Origin of the sequence: Kribbella sp. NBC_00709, assembly GCF_036226565.1 — a bacterium.
Classification (GTDB): domain Bacteria; phylum Actinomycetota; class Actinomycetes; order Propionibacteriales; family Kribbellaceae; genus Kribbella.
The window spans coordinates 4,499,959-4,516,852 of the sequence record NZ_CP108996.1 but is presented as its reverse complement, the minus strand read 5'-3'; the positions used below and the strand labels follow the sequence as shown (position 1 = coordinate 4,516,852).

Annotated in this window: 22 protein-coding genes and 1 pseudogene; 12 read left to right on the top strand and 11 right to left on the bottom strand. The window is 68.8% G+C overall.

Annotated features, from left to right (window positions below):
- Window positions 1–53: 53 nt before the first annotated feature.
- Window positions 54–884 (bottom strand): SAM-dependent methyltransferase, encoded by an 831-nt coding sequence (locus OHA18_RS22260; protein ID WP_328997187.1) that lies wholly within the window; start codon window positions 882–884, stop codon window positions 54–56.
- A gap of 173 nt (window positions 885–1,057) precedes the next feature.
- Here OHA18_RS22260 and OHA18_RS22255 point away from each other — a divergent pair, with 173 nt between their 5' ends.
- On the top strand, window positions 1,058–1,933 hold the full coding sequence (locus tag OHA18_RS22255) for a helix-turn-helix domain-containing protein (protein WP_328997186.1): 876 nt from the start codon (window positions 1,058–1,060) through the stop codon (window positions 1,931–1,933).
- Here OHA18_RS22255 and OHA18_RS22250 read toward each other — a convergent pair.
- Window positions 1,930–2,421 carry a winged helix-turn-helix transcriptional regulator gene (locus OHA18_RS22250; RefSeq protein WP_328997185.1) on the bottom strand — a complete coding sequence of 164 codons (492 nt, stop codon included), beginning with the start codon at window positions 2,419–2,421 and terminating at the stop codon, window positions 1,930–1,932. The genes OHA18_RS22255 and OHA18_RS22250 overlap by 4 nt on opposite strands.
- Before the next feature lie 6 nt (window positions 2,422–2,427).
- Between OHA18_RS22250 and OHA18_RS22245 the strand changes: the two are divergent.
- A pseudogene (locus tag OHA18_RS22245) lies at window positions 2,428–2,871 on the top strand (GNAT family N-acetyltransferase); the annotation flags it as partial.
- Window positions 2,872–2,949: 78 nt separating this feature from the next.
- On the opposite strand, the gene OHA18_RS22240 reads toward OHA18_RS22245, so the two are convergent.
- Together OHA18_RS22240 and OHA18_RS22235 are read right to left on the bottom strand one after the other, a co-directional pair.
- Window positions 2,950–4,068 carry an epoxide hydrolase family protein gene (locus OHA18_RS22240; protein ID WP_328997184.1) on the bottom strand — a complete coding sequence of 373 codons (1,119 nt, stop codon included), beginning with the start codon at window positions 4,066–4,068 and terminating at the stop codon, window positions 2,950–2,952.
- On the bottom strand, window positions 4,058–4,405 hold the full coding sequence (locus tag OHA18_RS22235) for a VOC family protein (protein WP_328997183.1): 348 nt from the start codon (window positions 4,403–4,405) through the stop codon (window positions 4,058–4,060). Before OHA18_RS22235 ends, OHA18_RS22240 begins: the two co-directional genes overlap by 11 nt.
- Window positions 4,406–4,458: 53 nt before the next feature.
- Between OHA18_RS22235 and OHA18_RS22230 the strand changes: the two genes are divergently transcribed.
- Window positions 4,459–5,241: an NAD(P)H-binding protein gene (locus OHA18_RS22230; RefSeq protein ID WP_328997182.1), complete on the top strand. Its 783-nt coding sequence runs from the start codon at window positions 4,459–4,461 to the stop codon at window positions 5,239–5,241.
- Here the strand turns inward: OHA18_RS22230 and OHA18_RS22225 are convergent, their stop codons facing one another.
- The 4 genes from OHA18_RS22225 to OHA18_RS22210 are packed head-to-tail and all read right to left on the bottom strand — an operon-like array spanning window position 5,242 to window position 8,455.
- The gene (locus tag OHA18_RS22225; RefSeq protein ID WP_328997181.1) at window positions 5,242–5,436 is read right to left on the bottom strand and encodes a ferredoxin; all 195 of its coding nucleotides are present in this window, start codon (window positions 5,434–5,436) and stop codon (window positions 5,242–5,244) included.
- 14 nt (window positions 5,437–5,450) lie between these two features.
- On the bottom strand, window positions 5,451–6,647 hold the full coding sequence (locus OHA18_RS22220; RefSeq protein ID WP_328997180.1) for a cytochrome P450: 1,197 nt from the start codon (window positions 6,645–6,647) through the stop codon (window positions 5,451–5,453).
- 24 nt (window positions 6,648–6,671) lie between these two features.
- Window positions 6,672–7,814: an NAD(P)/FAD-dependent oxidoreductase gene (locus OHA18_RS22215; RefSeq protein WP_328997179.1), complete on the bottom strand. Its 1,143-nt coding sequence runs from the start codon at window positions 7,812–7,814 to the stop codon at window positions 6,672–6,674.
- Window positions 7,811–8,455 carry a TetR/AcrR family transcriptional regulator gene (locus OHA18_RS22210; protein ID WP_328997178.1) on the bottom strand — a complete coding sequence of 215 codons (645 nt, stop codon included), beginning with the start codon at window positions 8,453–8,455 and terminating at the stop codon, window positions 7,811–7,813. The genes OHA18_RS22215 and OHA18_RS22210 overlap by 4 nt, the downstream gene beginning before the upstream one ends.
- A 175-nt stretch (window positions 8,456–8,630) precedes the next feature.
- Between OHA18_RS22210 and OHA18_RS22205 the strand changes: the two genes are divergently transcribed.
- Window positions 8,631–10,058, top strand: a complete 1,428-nt coding sequence (locus OHA18_RS22205) for an MFS transporter (RefSeq protein ID WP_328997177.1) — start codon at window positions 8,631–8,633, stop codon at window positions 10,056–10,058.
- On the opposite strand, the gene OHA18_RS22200 is transcribed toward OHA18_RS22205, so the two are convergent.
- Window positions 10,055–10,633 carry a dienelactone hydrolase family protein gene (locus tag OHA18_RS22200; protein WP_328997176.1) on the bottom strand — a complete coding sequence of 193 codons (579 nt, stop codon included), beginning with the start codon at window positions 10,631–10,633 and terminating at the stop codon, window positions 10,055–10,057. The genes OHA18_RS22205 and OHA18_RS22200 overlap by 4 nt on opposite strands.
- 58 nt (window positions 10,634–10,691) lie before the next feature.
- Here OHA18_RS22200 and OHA18_RS22195 point away from each other — a divergent pair, with 58 nt between their 5' ends.
- Entirely contained in the window at window positions 10,692–11,267 is a 576-nt protein-coding gene (locus tag OHA18_RS22195) for an ArsR/SmtB family transcription factor (RefSeq protein WP_328997175.1), read from the top strand.
- Here the strand turns inward: OHA18_RS22195 and OHA18_RS22190 are convergent.
- Window positions 11,231–11,734 (bottom strand): MarR family winged helix-turn-helix transcriptional regulator, encoded by a 504-nt coding sequence (locus tag OHA18_RS22190; protein WP_328997174.1) that lies wholly within the window; start codon window positions 11,732–11,734, stop codon window positions 11,231–11,233. The two genes, OHA18_RS22195 and OHA18_RS22190, sit on opposite strands and share 37 nt — an antisense overlap.
- Window positions 11,735–11,793: 59 nt before the next feature.
- Between OHA18_RS22190 and OHA18_RS22185 the strand changes: the two genes are divergently transcribed.
- The 3 genes from OHA18_RS22185 to OHA18_RS22175 are packed head-to-tail and all read left to right on the top strand — an operon-like array spanning window position 11,794 to window position 14,056.
- Window positions 11,794–12,702 (top strand): glutamate-cysteine ligase family protein, encoded by a 909-nt coding sequence (locus OHA18_RS22185; RefSeq protein ID WP_328997173.1) that lies wholly within the window; start codon window positions 11,794–11,796, stop codon window positions 12,700–12,702.
- Complete coding sequence (locus OHA18_RS22180; protein WP_328997172.1) at window positions 12,699–13,661, top strand: hypothetical protein; 963 nt, start codon at window positions 12,699–12,701, stop codon at window positions 13,659–13,661. The genes OHA18_RS22185 and OHA18_RS22180 overlap by 4 nt, the downstream gene beginning before the upstream one ends.
- Window positions 13,658–14,056, top strand: coding sequence for an MAPEG family protein (locus OHA18_RS22175; protein WP_328997171.1), 399 nt, complete (start codon window positions 13,658–13,660; stop codon window positions 14,054–14,056). Before OHA18_RS22180 ends, OHA18_RS22175 begins: the two co-directional genes overlap by 4 nt.
- Here the strand turns inward: OHA18_RS22175 and OHA18_RS22170 are convergent.
- A complete protein-coding gene (locus tag OHA18_RS22170; RefSeq protein WP_328997170.1) occupies window positions 14,034–14,870 on the bottom strand; it encodes a helix-turn-helix transcriptional regulator in 837 nt (278 codons plus the stop codon). The genes OHA18_RS22175 and OHA18_RS22170 overlap by 23 nt on opposite strands.
- A 71-nt stretch (window positions 14,871–14,941) precedes the next feature.
- On the opposite strand from OHA18_RS22170, the gene OHA18_RS22165 reads away from it, so the two are divergent.
- Genes OHA18_RS22165 through OHA18_RS22150 form a run of 4 tightly spaced genes read left to right on the top strand, consistent with a single transcriptional unit; the run spans window position 14,942 to window position 16,847 of the window.
- Complete coding sequence (locus tag OHA18_RS22165) at window positions 14,942–15,745, top strand: phytanoyl-CoA dioxygenase family protein (RefSeq protein ID WP_328997169.1); 804 nt, start codon at window positions 14,942–14,944, stop codon at window positions 15,743–15,745.
- Window positions 15,746–15,776: 31 nt separating this feature from the next.
- Window positions 15,777–16,247 (top strand): pyridoxamine 5'-phosphate oxidase, encoded by a 471-nt coding sequence (locus OHA18_RS22160; RefSeq protein ID WP_328997168.1) that lies wholly within the window; start codon window positions 15,777–15,779, stop codon window positions 16,245–16,247.
- Window positions 16,213–16,608: a DsbA family protein gene (locus tag OHA18_RS22155; RefSeq protein ID WP_329006147.1), complete on the top strand. Its 396-nt coding sequence runs from the start codon at window positions 16,213–16,215 to the stop codon at window positions 16,606–16,608. Before OHA18_RS22160 ends, OHA18_RS22155 begins: the two co-directional genes overlap by 35 nt.
- A gap of 35 nt (window positions 16,609–16,643) precedes the next feature.
- A complete protein-coding gene (locus OHA18_RS22150) occupies window positions 16,644–16,847 on the top strand; it encodes a DUF7489 domain-containing protein (protein WP_328997167.1) in 204 nt (67 codons plus the stop codon).
- Window positions 16,848–16,894: the final 47 nt, after the last annotated feature.

Below are 16,894 nucleotides of genomic sequence, written 5' to 3'. Positions count from 1 at the left end.
CGCCCGGGACCGCAGCGGTCCCGGGCGTTGTGCGTATCGCGATCAGACTCGGCTCAGACCTTGCGGCCGACCCCGCCGACGATGCACTCCTCGACCTGGTTCAACGGCTTGAGTCGCGGGCCGTCCGGCCACCAGTCGTCGCAGAGCACCAGGCCCGGCGGCACCAGCTCCTGGTCCGGGAAGAACTCCATCAGCTCCTTGCGGGTGCGGAACCGACCGCTGCCCATCGGGCTGTGGATGAACTTCTCCTCCATCTTCTGGGCGACCGCGGTGTGCTCCGGAGTCTCCGGGTCGTAGAAGTGCGAGATCACCGTGTACGACCCGGGCACCACCGCGTCGACGTACTTCTGCATGATCTGCGCACCTTCGGTGCCGATGTAGTGGTGCAGCGTGCCGGCCTGGATCACGGCGATCGGCTGGCTGAAGTCGAGGAAGTCACGCACCTCGGGCTTGCTCAGCACCTCGTCCGGCTCGAAGATGTCGGCGCGGACGAACAGCGTGTTCTCGTTCTCCTCGAGCAGCGCGCGGCCGTGCGCGAGCACCACCGGGTCGTTGTCGATGTAGAGCACCTTGGCCTCGGGCTGGATCCGCTGCACGACCTGGTGGGTGTTCTCGGCGGTCGGCAGACCGGATCCGCAGTCGAGGTACTGCGTGATCCCCGCCTGGCCGGCCAGGAACCGGCACGAGCGGATCAGGAAGTTCCGGTTCGACCAGGCCAGGTCCTGGGCCTGCGGCGCGGCGGCCTGGACCCCGCGCAGTACCTCGCGGTCGACCTCGAAGTTGTCCTTGCCGCCCAAGAAGGCGTCGTAGACCCGGGCGATGCTGGCCCGGCTGGTGTCGACGCCGACCGGGATCGAACTGGGCGCCTGTTTGGCATCGGGCATCGGGTGGACCTCGCAAAGAGAGTGGGGGGAGTTCTGTAATTCCGACTCTACTGACCGTAGGGTGCGGTGAACACACCGTGTAGGCGCGTCGGGATGCACGAGGTCACGTTCTGTTGTGAAATGATCAGCTGTTGTATCGGGACACCACCGGGGAAGCTGCTGGGAGGCAAGAGGTGACCGAGCTGGGCGCGTACGGCGGTCCGACCGCCTTGCGCATCATGCTTGGGGTGCACCTGCGCCGGCTGCGCGAGGAAGCCCAGATCAGCCGGACCGACGCGGGCTGGGCGATCCGGGGTTCGGAATCGAAGATCAGCCGGCTGGAGCTCGGCCGGGTCGGGTTCAAGGTGCGCGACGTCGACGACCTGCTGACGCTCTACAAGGTCGAGAACGAGGAAGAGCGCGATCGCCTGCTGACGTTGGCCCGCGAGGCCAACAACCCGGGCTGGTGGCAACGGTACGACGACCTCACGCCGCAGTGGTTCCACTCGTATCTCGGCCTCGAGATGGCGGCGGACCTGATCCGTACGTTCGAGCTGCAGTTCGTGCCCGGGTTGCTGCAGACACCGGAGTACGCCCGCGCCGTCGTGCAACTCGGCCGGCAGGATCTGCCGCTGTCGCGGGCCGAGCAGGATCGCCTCGTCACGTTGCGGATGAGCCGTCAGGACGTGCTGACGCGGCAACGACCGGCGCGGCTGTGGGCGGTCATCGACGAGGCGGTACTGCGACGCCCGATCGGCAGCCCGGCGATCCTCAAAGCCCAACTGAAGTACCTGATCGAGGCCTCCCGGCGGCACAACGTGACGCTGCAGATCATCCCGTTCTCCCAGGGCGGCTACACCGCGACCGGCGGTGCGTTCACCCTGCTCCGGTTCAACGACGGCGACCTGCCCGACATCGTCTACATCGAGCACCTGACCAGTGCGGTCTACCTCGACAAGCGCGACGAGCTGGACACGTACGTCGTCACGATGGACGCCGTCTCGATCACCGCCGCCCAGCCGCGGGAAACCGAGAACCTGCTGCGTCAGGCGATCGAGCGCTTGGACTAGCGTCGCTCGGCGCCCGGGCCGGGGCGGAAGGCAACTTCTCGTGGGGTCGGCTCGTGGCCGGCCTCGCAGCGCATGGTCACGGTGACGCGTTCGCCGCAGTCGCCGCGGTGGCGCGGCTCGATCGGTGCGCCGGCGTCGAGCGGAAGGTACTGGTCGCCCCACTGGATCATGGCCACCAGCACCGGGTAGAGGTCCAGGCCGGCCTCGGTCAAGCGGTACTCCGAACGCTCGCGCTGGCCGGGCAGCCGGTACGGATGGCGGCGGATCAGGCCGCGCTCGATCAGGGCCGCGAGGCGCTCGGTGAGGACCTGGCGCGGGATGCCTGCCCGGGCCCGGATGTCCTCGAACCGGCGGACACCGACGAAGACCTCGCGGAGGACGTGAAAAGTCCACTTGTCGCCGAGGATCTCCATCACCCGGGAGATCGTGCAGTTCTCCGTGGACCAGTTCATCGCCTCAGGCAGCTGCTCAGTCACGACCGTACTCATGGGCTCATGATAAGTCCGCTTGACAGACTCAGCCAAGCAGGGAACGCTGAATCCGTGAACCAGACTCAGGCGAGACCGCCACTCGTCCGTCGCGCCGGCGAACCCGACGCGGACGAGCTGGCCCGGATGCTGACGGGGCTGACCGACCTCAGCCGCTACTTCCGCTTCCAGACCGCGATCGGGAGCCCGCCCCGTGCGGCGCTGCTGCTACGCCTGCTGTGCCCGACCGGCGCATCGTTCGTCGCGACCCGGGACGAAGCGATCGTCGGCCACGCGATGTGGGCCTGGGCGCCGGGCGAGGCGACCGCGGAGCTGGCCGCCGTGATCGGTGAGGCCGACCAGCATCGCGGCCTCGGGATCCGGATGCTGGCGATCGCCGCCGCGGACGCGATCGCGGCCGGCGCGAAGCGGTTCCTGTTCGTCGTGAGCGCGGCCAACGAGCGTTCGATCCGGATGGTCCGCCGCCGCTGGCCGGACGCGACCGTGGAGCGCGACGGCACGCTGCTCACGTTCGTCGCGCCTGCCCGGTTACCGAACCAGCCGGAAGAACGCCCGGATGTCATCGACGAGCAGGTCGGGAGCCTCCAGGGCCGCGAAGTGCCCGCCGCGGCTGAACTCCGACCAATGGACGATGTGGTGCCGGCGCGCTAGCACCCGGCGGATCGCGGGATCCGTCGGGAACACCGCGACACCCGTCGGCACGCTCGGCCGGATGTCGTCGGCGGCCCGGCGATTCTCGTAGTACAGGTTGGCGGAAGTCGCGCTGCTGTTGGTGAACCAGTAGATCGAGACATCGGTGAGCAGATGATCCAGATCGACCGCGTCCTCCGGCAGCGCGCGCTCCGGATCCGTCCACTCCCAGAACTTCTCCAGGATCCACGCCAGCTGCCCGACCGGTGAATCACTCAATCCGAACGACACCGTCTGCGGCCGCGTCCCCTGCAGGTCGGCGTACCCGGTCCCGACCGCACGAAGGCGCTCGGCCGCGGCCACCCGCTCGCGCTCGACGTCGGTCACCACATCACCCGGCTCCAATTGCGGGAACGCCAGCCCGCCGTTGATATGTACGCCGACCACGTGCGCCGGATCGATCTGCCCCACGAGGGGTGACACGACCGATCCGGTATCGCCGCCTTGCGCGCCGTACCGCTCGTAGCCGAGCCGGTGCATCAACTCCGCCCAGGCACGCGCGATCCGGCCGTGGTTCCAGCCGTCCTGCAAGGGCAGCGAGAACCCATGACCCGGCACGGACGGTGCGACGACGTGAAAGGCGTCCCGCGGATCCCCGCCGTACGCCGCCGGATCGGTGAGCGGCCCAAGCACCTCGAGGAACTCCGCCACCGACCCCGGCCAGCCGTGCGTCAGCACCAACGGCAAGGCATCGGCCTCCGGCGATCGCACGTGCAGGAAGTGGATCGTCTGCCCGTCGATCTCGGTCGTGTACTGCGGATACTCGTTGAGGCGCGCTTCCCACAACCGCCAGTCGTACGCCGCCCAGCGCTCCGCGACCCGACGCACATAGTCGACCGGCACGCCACGCGACCACCCGCCCCCGGGTAGTTGCCGAGGCCAACGAACCCGGCGCAGCCCGGCGTGCAGCTCGTCCAGCTCGTCCTGCGGCACCTGGATACGGAACTCAGAGATCATGCGCCCGCTCGTGCAGCGGCTCGTACAACCCGACCTCGCCGCCACCCGGCAACCGGAACGACGTCAGCACACCCCACCGCTCCCGTTGCACAGGCTGCACGAACTCCACCCCGCGCGAGGTCAGATCGGCGATCGTCGCGTCGAGGTCGTCACACATCAGCAGCAGCTCGTGCGACCCGGCCTCCGCCGGATGCACCGCCACCTCGGCCGGCGGCAACTTGAAGATCAGCCAGCCGTGCCCGGCATCCACCGACGGATACTCCAGCACGTCCCGGAAGAACGCACGGTCCGCCTCGGCGTCCGTGCTGTAGACGATCACATGCGCTCCGTTGATCATCTACAGCACTGTAGACGGGAATACCGACACGCACAGATCGGGTTGCCGACAACATGATCCTCGTGACGGGTGCGACCGGGAACGTCGGCCGTGAGCTGACCACGCTGCTGCCCGAGGCCAGAACGCTCAGTCGCCGATCAGGCGCGGACCTGGCCCGCCCCGACACGCTCACCGAGGCACTCCACGATGTCGACAGCGTGTTCCTGGTCTGGCCGTTCCTCACCGCCGACGGTGCCGCGGAGACCCTGGGCAAGGTCGCGCAGCACGCGCGACGCGTCGTCTACCTGTCCTCGTCGGCGGTGCGGTTCGGCGCCGACACCGACCCGATCACCCGGCTGCACACCGACCTCGAGGCCGCCGTCCAGCAGTCCGGGCTGGAGTGGACGATCCTCCGGGCCGACACCTTCGCATCCAATGCCCTCGGTTGGGCCGGGCAGTTGCGCGCCGGCGACACCGTCCGCGGACCCGACAGCGCCGCCACCGCCGTGATCGATCCGGCCGACGTCGCGGCGGCCGCCGTACGTCTTCTGAATCATCCGGAGGCCGGGACCACGCACACGGTCACCGGGCCGGACGTGCTGAGTCGCGCCGACCAGGTCGCGATTCTCGGTGCGGCGCTCGGCCGGCAACTGTCCTTCGAGCCCACGCCGTTCGCCGAGGCCCGCGCGCAGTTGACCGCGGACGGCAGGCCGGACGCGTTGGTGGAGGCGTTGATCGGGAGTGCGGAGCGGCGCCCCCGATCGGACCTGATCACGACCGCCGTGCAGGACCTGACCGGTCGGCCCGCGCGCAGTTTCCGCGCCTGGGCCGACCGGAACGTGGCCGCCTTCGGGTGATCAGTCCTCGACGACGATGGCCAGCGCCGGGCAGACGGCCGCGGCCTGGTGTACGTCGGCGGCGAGGTCCTCCGACGGGTTGTCGGTGAGCAGTACGACGATGCCGTCCTCGTCCCGCTGGTCGAACACGTCGGCGGCCGCGGTGACGCACTGGCCGGAGGCGACGCATTTGTCCTGATCGACGACGATCTTCATGGGAGCGAGTCCTTTCACCAGGTGACGGGAAGCGAGTAGACGCCGTACACGGCGCCGTCGTGCTTGAACGGGATCTCGTCCAGCCCGACGGCCCGGCGCAGCGTGGGGATCCGGCGGTAGAGCGTGCTGTACACGACCTGCAGCTCCAGCCGGGCCAACGGTTGCCCAAGGCACTGATGTACGCCGAAGCCGAACGCGACGTGCCGGCGCGCGTCCCGATGCACGTCCAACGTGTCCGGATCGGCGAACACCGAAGCGTCCCGGTTGGCGATGTCGTTCGGGAAGATCACGCCCTCGCCGGCCCCGAGTACCTGCCCGTGCAGCTCGATGTCCTCGAGCACCGCGCGGCGCCGGCCGTTGTGCGTGATGTTCAGGTACCGCAGCAGCTCCTCGACAGCGCCGGCAACCACCTTCGGGTCGTCGGTCTCCCGCAGTACGGCGAGCTGCTCCGGATGCTCCAGCAAGGCAAGCGTGCCGAGGGCAATCATGTTCGCGGTGGTCTCGTGCCCGGCGATCAGCAACAGCACCCCCATCCCGGCGGCGTCCTGGCGGGTCAGCTCGCCGGCCTTCACCCGCTCGGTCAGTCCGGACAGCAGGTCGTCGCCCGGGTTCTCCAGCTTCTCGCCGACCAGGTTGTCCAGGTACGACGCGAGGTTGCCGTGCGCCGCGGCCCGCTCCTCGGGGGACGCGGTCATCCGGATCATCGTCTTGCTGTTCTGCTGGAAGAAGTCATGGTCCGCGTACGGGACGCCGAGCAGCCGGCAGATCACCAGCGACGGCACCGGCAACGCGAACGCCTCCACCAGGTCGACCGGTTTCGGACCGGCCAGCAGGTCGTCGATCAGCCCGTCGACGATCTGCTGTACGCCGTCGCGCATCGCCTCGATCCGCTTGATCATGAACGGCGCGGTCACCATCCGGCGCATCCGCGCATGCTCCGGGTCGTCCATCAGGATGAACCCGATCCCGACACCGTCCTTCCGCGGCGGCTGCCCGGTCGGACTCGGGTATCCCGGCGTGGTGACGTCGGCGCTCAGGCGCGCATCCGCGAGCAGCTTGCGCTGGTCGTCGTACCGCGTCACCAGCCACGCAGGCTTGCCGAAGATGTCCACCTTGACCAGCGGCGCTTCCTCCTGCAGCTCGCGCAGCTGTGGCGGCGGGTCGAACGGACAACCAGTTGCCCGGGTCATCGGATAAACCGGAGTAGTCATACGAATCCTTCCCCAGAGAGGCATTTACGCGTGCACGAGGTGCTCCCGGTGCACGCGGGTCTGTTTCGGCAGGTTCCAGCCGAGAACCGCGACGAGGCGATCGGCGCGGCGATAGTGGGCGACGAAGCGACCGTCCGCGATGTTGCCTTCAGCAACGGTTACCTCGGCGTCGGCCGACGGGCGGCCGTGGACCTGGATCTTCACCGCGAACTGATCGGTCCAGAAGTACGGGATCGGGCGATAGGCCTGCTCGTCGCCCAGGATGTTGGACGCGACGCAGATGGCCTGTTCGGTCGCGTTGGTCCGGTTCTCCAACCGGAGCAGGGAATCCTCGTGCCGCCAGCGCGCCACATCGCCGGCCGCGTAGACACCGTCGGCTGCCCGGCAGTAGGCGTCGCAGACCACGCCGTTGTCCAACCGGAGCCCACTCCCCTCCAGCCATGAAGTCGCCGGCGCTGCACCCAATGCGACGACAACCACATCAACTGGCAGTACGTCGCCATCAGCCAGCCGTACGCCGGTCACGCGGCCGTCGAGGTCCGTCAGGCCGGTCACCGCCGTACCCAACCGAAGCTCCACGCCCGCGGCCGCATGCAGGTCCGCCAGCATCCCTCCGACCGCCGGACCAAGCTGGCTCTCCAACGGCACCGCCTGTGGGCCTGCCATCGTGACCGCGAGACCCAGCTTCCGGGCAGTCGCAGCGATCTCGGCGCCGAGCACCCCATCACCGACAATCACCACGCGCTCCGCCTGGGCCAGGTCCTTACGCAAGGCCGCGGCATCGTCGAGGGTCCGCAGTACATGGACGCCCTCGAGGTCGGGTCCGGGCAGCCGGCGCGGGGTCAGACCGGTCGCAATCACGACCGCATCCGCTGTCAGCTCTCGCCCAGAGGCGGTCGCGACGGTTCGCGCGCCGGCGTCGAAGGCGATGGCCGAATCGCCGAGCACGAACTCGGCCTCCAGCGCCGACAACATCGTGTCGGGTCGCAACCGGGTCCGCGCCTCGTCCCAGTCGCCGCAGAGAAACTGCTTGGACAACGGCGGCCGGTCGTACGGCGGGTGCCACTCGGCGCCGAGCACGGTGATCGGCTCCCGATATCCCTCCCGCCGCAGGGCTTCCACGGTCGTCAGCCCGGCCGCGGAAGCACCCACCACGAGGACGCTCACGAAGTCACCGGGGCGGTCAGCAGCCCGACGATCCCGTCGATGAGACCGTCGGCCATCTCCCGCCAGGTCGCCCGAGCGGTCGGCGTACCCTCGGCCAGCGCTCGCTCGAACTCGGCCGTCATCTGGATGATCAGATGCCGGGCCATGTCGCCACGCTCGATCCGGACCGCCGGCGGAAGCTCCGCGAGGTGATCGCCCAGGCCCTCGATGACGCGTTGCAGGGTCGGCGAGTTCAGCGACTCCTGGAGCTGGATCTGGCGCAGCGACGGGTCGTTCATCAATTGCGCGCTGAACCGGGCCAACCAGCTCGGCGTACCGAGACTGCCCATGTGGTCGGTCGCGGACCTGACCAGGACCGTCACCCAGTCCCGGACGTCCGGGTCCGCGCCGAGCTCCGCGATCAGCTCGCGGCGCCGCTCCTCGACCGGTGTGGCGTGCCGGCGGACGATCTCCCGGACCAGGTCGGTCTTGGTTCCGAAGTGGTACCCGACCGCCGTGTTGTTGCCCTGGCCGGCCGCCTCGCTGATCTGCCGGTTGGACACCTCGTGCACGCCACGCTCGGCGAACATCCGCTCGGCCGTGGCCAGGATCAGATCGCGGGTCGCGTTCACCCGCGCGGACCTGACCGTCTTCGACATCATCACCGGATCACCCCTACCTCCCGCGGGATTCGACGATCCGGCCACCTCGAGTCACCGGTCATCACCTCCGCGTGGTTTCCCTTCCAGCTTGCCTCGCCGACTTGTTTAAGTCAACTGCCTGACTTACCGTTATGGTTGCACAAACCAACTATCTCCCCCAGCCCGGAGGCTGCTGATGTCCGCTGCTCAACCCGTGCGTGCCGGCGCCGTCGTGCCGGTGCTCGCCTCGGCCGGTATCACGGTCGCGCTGATGCAGACCCTGGTGATCCCGCTCGTGCCCGAGCTGCCTCGACTGCTGAACGCCTCGGCCGCCGGGACCGCCTGGGCAATCACCGTCACCCTGCTCGCGGCCGCGGTCGCGACCCCGATCATGGGTCGCCTCGGCGACATGTACGGCAAGCGCCGGATGCTGCTGATCAGCATCGGCATGCTGGTGGCCGGATCGGTCGTCGCCGCCCTGAGCAGCACGCTCGTCCCGATGATCGCCGGCCGCGCGATGCAGGGCCTGGCCGCCGGCGTGATCCCGCTCGGCATCAGCATCATGCGCGACGAACTGCCGGCCGAGAAGCTCGGCACGGCGACCGCGCAGATGAGCGCCTCGCTCGGCGTCGGCGGTGCGCTCGGGCTGCCCGCGGCCGCCCTGCTCGCGGAGAACTTCAACTGGCACACGCTGTTCTGGCTGTCGGCCACCCTCGGCGCGATCGTGTTCGTGCTGGTGCTGCGGTTCGTCCCGGAGTCGTCGGTGCGCTCCGGCGGCCGGTTCGACGTACTCGGCGGGCTCGGGCTGTCGATCGGCCTGATTTCGTTGCTGCTGGCAATCTCTCAGGGCGCCGACTGGGGCTGGACCGGCGGCCGGACGCTCGGCCTGTTCGGGCTCGCCGTCGTCGCGCTGCTCACGTGGGGCTGGTGGGAGCGCCGTACCGGCGAACCGCTCGTCGACCTGCGGACGACGGTCCGCCCGCAGGTGCTGCTGACGAACCTGGCCTCGATGGTGTTCGGGTTCGCCATGTTCGCCATGTCGCTGGTGCTGCCGCAGCTGCTACAGATGCCCAAGGCAACTGGTTTCGGACTCGGCCGGTCGATGCTCGCGTCCGGTCTGGTGATGGGCCCGTCCGGTCTGGTGATGCTGATCGCCGCGCCGTTCTCGGCGAAGATCTCGAAGACCCGTGGCCCCAAGGTCACCCTCATGCTCGGCGCCGTCGTGGTCGCCGCCGGGTACGCCGTCGGCAGCGTGCTGATGGGATCGGTCTGGGAACTCGTGCTGGTCTCGCTGCTGATCGGCGCCGGCATCGGCCTGGCGTACGGCGCGATGCCGGCGTTGATCATGGCCGCCGTACCGGTCTCGGAGACCGCGGCCGCGAACAGCTTCAACACGCTGATGCGGTCGATCGGGACCTCGGTCTCGAGCGCGGTCGCCGGCGTGATCCTGGCCAACCTGACCATCAACCTCGGCGGCTACACCCTGCCGTCTCAGAGCGGTTTCCGCACCGTCCTGCTCATCGGCGCGGGCGCCGCCCTGACCGCACTCGCCATCGCATCCTTCATCCCGACCCGCCGCGCCGAGGCTCCGGTCGCGGTCGAGTCGGCGGCCGCACAGGCCTAGGCGAGCTTGCTCAGGAAGTCGAGGGTTCGCTGCATCAGCAGCTTGGCAGCGGCCTCGTCATAGCCCGGCAGGGAGGAGTCGGCGAAGAGGTGCTCCTTGCCGGGATAGAGGAACAGTTCGGCAGCGTCGACGGCGGCGACCAGCGCCTTGGCTGCGTCCAGGTCACCGCCCTCCTCGGTGAAGAACGGGTCCTCGTCCATGCCGTGCACCTGCACCGGCACGCCGTCCGGCCAGGTGCCGAACTCCTCGACCGGCAGGCAGGAGTAGAAGAACAACGCTCCGGCGGCGCCGGGACGGGTCTGAGCCAACTGCTGTGCGGGCACCACGCCGAGCGAGAACCCGGCGTACACCAGGTTCTCGGGCAGGCTCTGCGCAGCCTGGACACCGCGCTCCGCGATGATGCCGAACCCGGTGGCCCTCGCGTAGTCCATCCCCTCGTCCAGCGTCGCGTAGGTGTTGCCCTCGTAGAGGTCCGGCGTGTGGACGATGTGACCCGCCTGCCGCAGTTCTTCGGCGAACGCCTTCACCCCGTCCGTCAGCCCCTGCGAGTGGTGGTACAGCACGACCTCGGTCATCATCTGCTCCAATGATCCAGAAACTTCGAACAATCCGTGATGCTAGTCTATTCGGATCATGTCGATCAACCGTTCGGTGCCGGACTACGAGCTGGCGGACACCATCGAGCTGACCACCGCAGAGCAGGTGCGGGCCATCAGCGACCCGCTGCGGACGACGATTCTCGGGCTGCTGCACGAGCGGGCCGCGACCGTGACCGAGCTGGCCACCGCGGTCGGCCGGCCGAAGAGCACGGTCGCCCACCACGTGAAGGTGCTGGCCGAGGCGGGCATCCTGCAGGTGGTCCGGACCCGCCGGGTGCGGGCGATCGAGGAGCGGTTCTACGGGCGCGCGGCGCGGATGTTCTACGTCGGGCTCGGCCGCCAAGGCGGGCAGTTGCCACAAGACTTCAACGACTTCGAGGTCGCGGCCGAGGAGTCCAAACCGGCGTACGACGCGGGTCAGATGTTCTCGCTGATCCGGCACGCCCGGATTCCCGAGGAGCGGGCGGCGGAGTTCTGGCAGCAGGTCGCGGGGCTGATCCACGACTTCGACCAGCTCCCCCGGTCGGGCGACACGACGTACGGCATCGCCGTCGGTCTCTACCCGATCGTCGACTACCCGACCCTGCCCCCGGCCGAAGGCGAGACCTGAGGCTCCTCCTCCGCAAAGCGGTCGAGTACGTCGACCAGGCGGGCGAGCACGTCCCGGACGACCTCGTACTCGTGCTCGCCGAACTCCTCGGCGAACCGGCGCTCGAGCTGACCCAGATACCGGAAGCCGTCGCTCGCCACAGCGAGACCGTGCTCCGAGTAAGTCACCACCTTGGCGCGGCCGTCGCCCGGATCGGACCGCATCTCCAGCAGGTCGAGCCCGACCATGTCGCGGATCACCTCACCCATCGACTGCCGGGTGATGCCGGCCCGGACGGCCATGTCCGCGGCCCGCGCACCCTCGGCGTGGAGCGTGCCGAAGACAGAGTTGTGCGCCATCTTCACCTCGGTGTGCCCGTCAGCCTGGGCACGCCGGACCATATCGGTCTGCAGCGCCCGGTTGGCCCGCTCGACCAGGGCGATCAACGGCTTGCGATCGAGCCGCCGTTCGGGCTGACCTCTTGACATATCGTAAGGATGCCTTCCAATATTTCGACAGGAATCCTTACAGTATCAGGGAGGGCCCGATGGATGCCATGGAGCTGCACCCGGTGGTTGCGGGCCTGTTCGCCCGGGGGCGCCGGCGGACGGTCCGGGTCGCGGTCGAGCAGGAGTACGGCGTCACCGGCACGGACGGCGGCGTGGTCCCGATCGATCGGGTACGACGGGCCGCGGCGGGGGCGATCGCGGCGCCGTACATCACGTTCGAACCGGGCGGTCAGCTCGAGCTGAGCCTGCCGCCGTCCCTCGATCCGGTGCGCGAGCTCCGCGCGCTGAGCGCGGACCTGCGGACCCACCTGAGCCTGGCCGGCATCAGCCTGCTGACGATCCCGGTCGACCCGCGGACGGACGTGCCGCTGCAGCTGAGCGCCCCGCGGTACGTCGCGATGCAGCGGCACTTCGACACCATCGGACCGGCCGGTCGCCGAATGATGCGCCGGACCGCGTCGACCCAGATCTGCCTGGACTGGTGGCCCGGCCGAGCCGGTATCGAGCAGTGGCGGGTGCTGAATCTCGCCGGGCCGTTCCTGGCTGCGGCGTTCGCGCGTGACGGCGGCCGGTTGAGCACTTGGCTGGACGTCGACCCGACGCGCACCGGCTTCGACGACCAGGTGCTTCGTGGCGACGATCCGATTGCGTCGTACGCCGCGTTCGCCGCTGGGGCTACGAGGTTCCTGGACGGGGCGGAAGCACATGTCAGCACGCTGTTCCCGCCGGTGCGGCCACGAAGCACCTACCTGGAAGTCAGGTTCGTCGACGCCCTGGAACCAGCTGGGGTTGAGCGTGCGGTCCGCGTGCTCGGTGGCTTGATGTACGACGACGTGCATCGGCGCAACGTACTCCGAGCGCTCGAGCCCGAGCGGGGCAACCTGGCCGAGCACTGGCGGGCTGCGGTACTCGCGGCGCCGGCCGGCCTGCAGGAGGTGGCGGCATGAGCGGCGTGCTGTTTGTTACTGATCCACTGACCGGGCTCGCCGGCGACATCGACGCCAGCGTCGGCCTGATGAGTGCGACGCAGGAGCTGGGCCTCGAGATCTGGTGCTGCGGGCCGGAGGAGCTCGCCGTCGTCGACGGTCGGGTGCGGGCTCATGCCCGACGGATCCGCCTCCGGCCGCGGCATGCATCGGGCGGCGACCATCGGTGGATCGTGGACGCGACCTGGTGGGACGAACTCGAGACCACGACGATCGACGTCGCGGCGCTGGACCTCGTTCACCTGCGGATCGATCCGCCGGTCGATGCGCGGTACCTGCACACGACGTACCTGCTGGATCTGGTCGAGCGGGCCGGCACGCGGGTGATCAACCGGCCGGAAGGCATCCGGGCGATGCACGAGAAGCTCGTCGCGCTGCACTTCCCCGAACTCTGCCCGCCGACCTATGTCGGTGCGGATCCTGGAGAGCTGCGATCGTTCGTGGCCCGGGTCGGTGCGGCGGTGGTCAAGCCGGTCGACGGGTTCGCGGGGCTCGACGTGTGGCTGGTGCACGACGACCAGGGTGCGGTCGCCCTGCTGGAGTCGGCCAGCCACGGCGGGCGGCGGCAGGTGATCGCCCAGCAGTATCTGCCTGCTGTTGCGCATGGCAACAAACGGCTGTTCCTGCTGGACGGCGACATCGTCGGCGCGGTCCTGCGTCGGCCGGCCGTCGACGACTTCCGGATCGGACCGCCGGTCGCGCCGGCCGAGCTCGACGAGCACGATCACGCGATCGTCGCCGCCATCGGACCGGTCCTGCGTACGCACGGTCTCGCCATCGCCGGTCTGGATGTGATCGGCGGCCGGCTGATCGAGGTCAACGTGACCTGCCCGGGCGGCATGCACAAGACCGATGCCCTGCTCGGCACGCAACTCAGTCAAACCATCGTGAGCCGCTTGTTCGAAGGAGCACTCGTATGAACCTCGACACCATCACCATCGTCTGCATCGCGCTGCTGGGCATCCTGCTGTTCCTGCTCGGCGCCAACGTCACCCGGAACCGCGCGCTCCGCGGCGGCGGCAACCAGCTCCCCACCGATCCCACCGACCGGCTGATGATCGCGGTCCGCGCGCACGGCAACGCGGCCGAGTACATCCCGACGATGATCGTGCTGCTGCTGGTCTGCTCGACGCTGTCGGACAGCTGGGTCGTCGACGTGCTCGCAGTCGCGGCCGTCTTCGTCCGGACCGTGCACGCCTTCGGCATGCTGAGGTCTCCGTCGCTCGCGACCCACGGCCCGCTCCGCGACGTCGGCGCCATGGGCACCTATCTCGTCGGGATCGCGCTGGGGGTCACCGCGCTGGTGACGATCTGAAAGCCGTCGGGGTGGTCGCGGTCAGCTGACGGAACACGCGGGCGAAGTGCTGGCTGGAGCTGAACCCGAGGCTGACGGCCAGCGCGGTGATGGTGATGTCGCTGGTCTCGAGGAGTTGGCGGGCGCGGTCGATGCGGCGTTCGTTGAGATACCGGTGGGGTGGCTGGCCGAGCTCGGTGGTGAAGAGCTCGGCCAGGTACGCCGGTGCCAGCCCGGTGCGATCGCCCAACTCCCGCAGGGTCCAGCGCTCGTGGAACTCCTGGTCCAGCAGGCGTTTCACGGTCCGCACTGCGGGGTGCATCGCAAGCTGCGGTACGGCGGCCGGCGCCAGACACCGGGAGACCGCCAACATCAGATGGTCGACCGCGAGCGTCAGACCGGTCTCGGCGTACTCGTAGCGGGTGGTGACCTCGCGGACCAGTTGTGCGAACGCGTGCGTCAGCTCTCCCGCTTCACGGTGTACGACGTGCTTCGGCCAGGGCACTGCGAGCGCCGGCTGGCGTCGTACGACGGGATCGCGGTCGATCGCGGCGAAGTAGAAGTGGTGGTTGCCGGAGCGGCCGGCCAGATGATGAGTGACTCCGGGCGGTACGGCGAAGAGGTGACCGGGGTGGAGGACGTAACTCTCGCCACCGGCTACCCAGTGCGTGCTGCCGTGCTGCTGCAGGTAGATCTCCCAGACCGGATGCTCGTGCGGCTCGATCAGGAACTGCTCGGGCACCCACTGCTCACCCATGTGGAGCAGACCGCTGTCCCCAGGGAACTCATCGGCATGGAAGCCGGCGCGGAGCCCACTGGGCCGGTACAACGACACCTGAGGATTGTGTCCAGTTGCCTGAACATCGGCAACGCCTGACCGGTCTATGGATTCCTAAGTTGGTTCGCATGGAGCTACCTGGATCTGATGACATCGCCTTCTTCCGCGAGCACGGCTACTGGATCTCGCCGGTGATCCTGCCGTCCGACGTACTCGATGCGGCCGAGCGCGGGATGGCTCGCTTCTACGCCGGCGACCACGACCACGCGCTGCCCGAGCTGCCCGCGACGCGGGGATGGCAGCCGGCGGACGGCGACGTACTGCGGAAGAACGACTACTCGTCGCTGCGGGTCGACGAGCTGGCGGCGCTGGTTCATCATCCGGCGATCGGTGCGACGGCCGCCGCATTGTCCGGGGCGGACGGGATCCGGCTGTGGCACGACCAACTCTTGTTCAAGCCGCCGGGTGGATCGGCGCGGGTCGGATGGCATACGGATCGCCAGTACTGGCAGTCGTGTACGTCGGACGACATGCTCACCGCGTGGGTCGGATTCCACGACGTCGACGAGGTGAACGGCGCCGTGTCGTTCTTGCCCGGCAGCCATCGGTGGTCCGTGACCGGGCTGGACTTCTTCTCGCAGGACGCCGCCGGACTGGAGGCGTCGATCGTGGCGCAGGGTTTCGACCCGACTCCCGTCGTACCGCGGATGCGGCGTGGTCAGGTCAGCTTCCACCGCTGCCGGACCGTGCACGGGAGCTCGGCCAACCTGAGTACGACGCCACGCCGCGCGCTCGCCATCCATCTGCAGCCCGCGGACAATCGCTGGCGTCCTGGTTCGGCTCACCCGAACGACACCCTGGTCCGACACAACCCCGATCCGGACTACACCGACCCGGCGATCCAGCCGACGCTCTGGCCACAGGAGGGTTGATAACCGGACTGTGGTCCGTTAGCGTCGTGGCATGCATGGACTCGAAAGGATCAACGAACTCGGGCAGCGGGATCATTTCCTCGCGGTGGCGATCACCCAGCGCCGATCGGGCGAGCCGGCCGCGTCGGTGGTGAACGCCGGCGTGCTCGATCACCCGCTAACGGGTGAAAGAGTCGTAGCGTTCGTCGCGCGCGGGCGGACGGCGAAGCTCACTCATCTGCGGCGGACCCCGCAGGCGACGCTGGTGTTCCGCGCCGGCTGGGAGTGGATGGGCGTCAGTGGATCGGTCGAGTTGGCCGGGCCGGACGATCCGCTGCCGGGGATCGACGCGGAGCGGTTGCGGGTGTTGCTGCGGGACATCTACGCCGCGGCGGGTGGGGGCCACCCGGATCTGGACGAGTACGACCGCGAGATGGTCGCCGACCGGCGTACGGCGGTGTTGATCCGGCCGGAGCAGTTCACCAACAATCCGGCCGGCGCGGATCACCAGGAGGACGCGTGAACGTCGCACCCGGGACGATCCAGTCAAGGCGCTTCGCCGGGCGTTCTGGTTCGACTCCCGCCCGATCGGCCACCGCCAGGTGATCCTCGAGGTCGCCGCCGACGTCGACTCCGTGGACGCCGCCGCCTTGACGGCCGCCCTGGACGACGGACGTGCGCGCAGTGCGGTCATGGCCGATCACACGATCGCCGTCACAGACGTAGTACAAGGCAGTCCGCACCTCTTCCTGCCCGACGGCACGTCGGTCCACAACCCAGGCATCGACGTCCATTGGGAAGGCCCCTGGGCCTCCGGCTACCCCATCGCCCAGGCCACCGACCCCGACTGGCCGGACCGACTCCTGAACCTCGTCACGGGCTAGGCTCGACCGACCACTCACCGTGACTGGAGGTACTCATGGCCAACGAGGATGCCTGGGCCGGGGTTGTTGTGAAGAAGTCCCGCGCGATGTTCGACGGCTCGAATCTGTACCGCAAGCTCGAGGTGGAGCTCGACAACGGCGAGAAGCAGAACGTGAAGGTGCCCCGCGGTCTGTGGAAGGAACTCGAGGTCGGCGACCGCGTGTCCAAGGAGGCCGGCGCCGACGCCCGCCGCGGCTGAGCGCGGTGAAATGATTCATTAATTGGCCAGATCCGGCCGGGCTCTCG

What these genes read in the sequence shown, in the direction of transcription:
- OHA18_RS22260 (WP_328997187.1), bottom strand. Translation starts at nt 884, where the DNA reads ATGCCCGATGCCAAACAGGCGCCCAGTTCGATCCCGGTCGGCGTCGAC.
- OHA18_RS22250 (WP_328997185.1), bottom strand. Translation starts at nt 2,421, where the DNA reads ATGAGTACGGTCGTGACTGAGCAGCTGCCTGAGGCGATGAACTGGTCC.
- OHA18_RS22240 (WP_328997184.1), bottom strand. Translation starts at nt 4,068, where the DNA reads ATGATCTCTGAGTTCCGTATCCAGGTGCCGCAGGACGAGCTGGACGAG.
- OHA18_RS22235 (WP_328997183.1), bottom strand. Translation starts at nt 4,405, where the DNA reads ATGATCAACGGAGCGCATGTGATCGTCTACAGCACGGACGCCGAGGCG.
- OHA18_RS22230 (WP_328997182.1), top strand. Translation starts at nt 4,459, where the DNA reads ATGATCCTCGTGACGGGTGCGACCGGGAACGTCGGCCGTGAGCTGACC.
- OHA18_RS22225 (WP_328997181.1), bottom strand. Translation starts at nt 5,436, where the DNA reads ATGAAGATCGTCGTCGATCAGGACAAATGCGTCGCCTCCGGCCAGTGC.
- OHA18_RS22220 (WP_328997180.1), bottom strand. Translation starts at nt 6,647, where the DNA reads ATGACTACTCCGGTTTATCCGATGACCCGGGCAACTGGTTGTCCGTTC.
- OHA18_RS22210 (WP_328997178.1), bottom strand. Translation starts at nt 8,455, where the DNA reads ATGATGTCGAAGACGGTCAGGTCCGCGCGGGTGAACGCGACCCGCGAT.
- OHA18_RS22205 (WP_328997177.1), top strand. Translation starts at nt 8,631, where the DNA reads ATGTCCGCTGCTCAACCCGTGCGTGCCGGCGCCGTCGTGCCGGTGCTC.
- OHA18_RS22200 (WP_328997176.1), bottom strand. Translation starts at nt 10,633, where the DNA reads ATGACCGAGGTCGTGCTGTACCACCACTCGCAGGGGCTGACGGACGGG.
- OHA18_RS22195 (WP_328997175.1), top strand. Translation starts at nt 10,692, where the DNA reads ATGTCGATCAACCGTTCGGTGCCGGACTACGAGCTGGCGGACACCATC.
- OHA18_RS22190 (WP_328997174.1), bottom strand. Translation starts at nt 11,734, where the DNA reads ATGTCAAGAGGTCAGCCCGAACGGCGGCTCGATCGCAAGCCGTTGATC.
- OHA18_RS22185 (WP_328997173.1), top strand. Translation starts at nt 11,794, where the DNA reads ATGGATGCCATGGAGCTGCACCCGGTGGTTGCGGGCCTGTTCGCCCGG.
- OHA18_RS22180 (WP_328997172.1), top strand. Translation starts at nt 12,699, where the DNA reads ATGAGCGGCGTGCTGTTTGTTACTGATCCACTGACCGGGCTCGCCGGC.
- OHA18_RS22175 (WP_328997171.1), top strand. Translation starts at nt 13,658, where the DNA reads ATGAACCTCGACACCATCACCATCGTCTGCATCGCGCTGCTGGGCATC.
- OHA18_RS22165 (WP_328997169.1), top strand. Translation starts at nt 14,942, where the DNA reads ATGGAGCTACCTGGATCTGATGACATCGCCTTCTTCCGCGAGCACGGC.
- OHA18_RS22160 (WP_328997168.1), top strand. Translation starts at nt 15,777, where the DNA reads ATGCATGGACTCGAAAGGATCAACGAACTCGGGCAGCGGGATCATTTC.
- OHA18_RS22150 (WP_328997167.1), top strand. Translation starts at nt 16,644, where the DNA reads ATGGCCAACGAGGATGCCTGGGCCGGGGTTGTTGTGAAGAAGTCCCGC.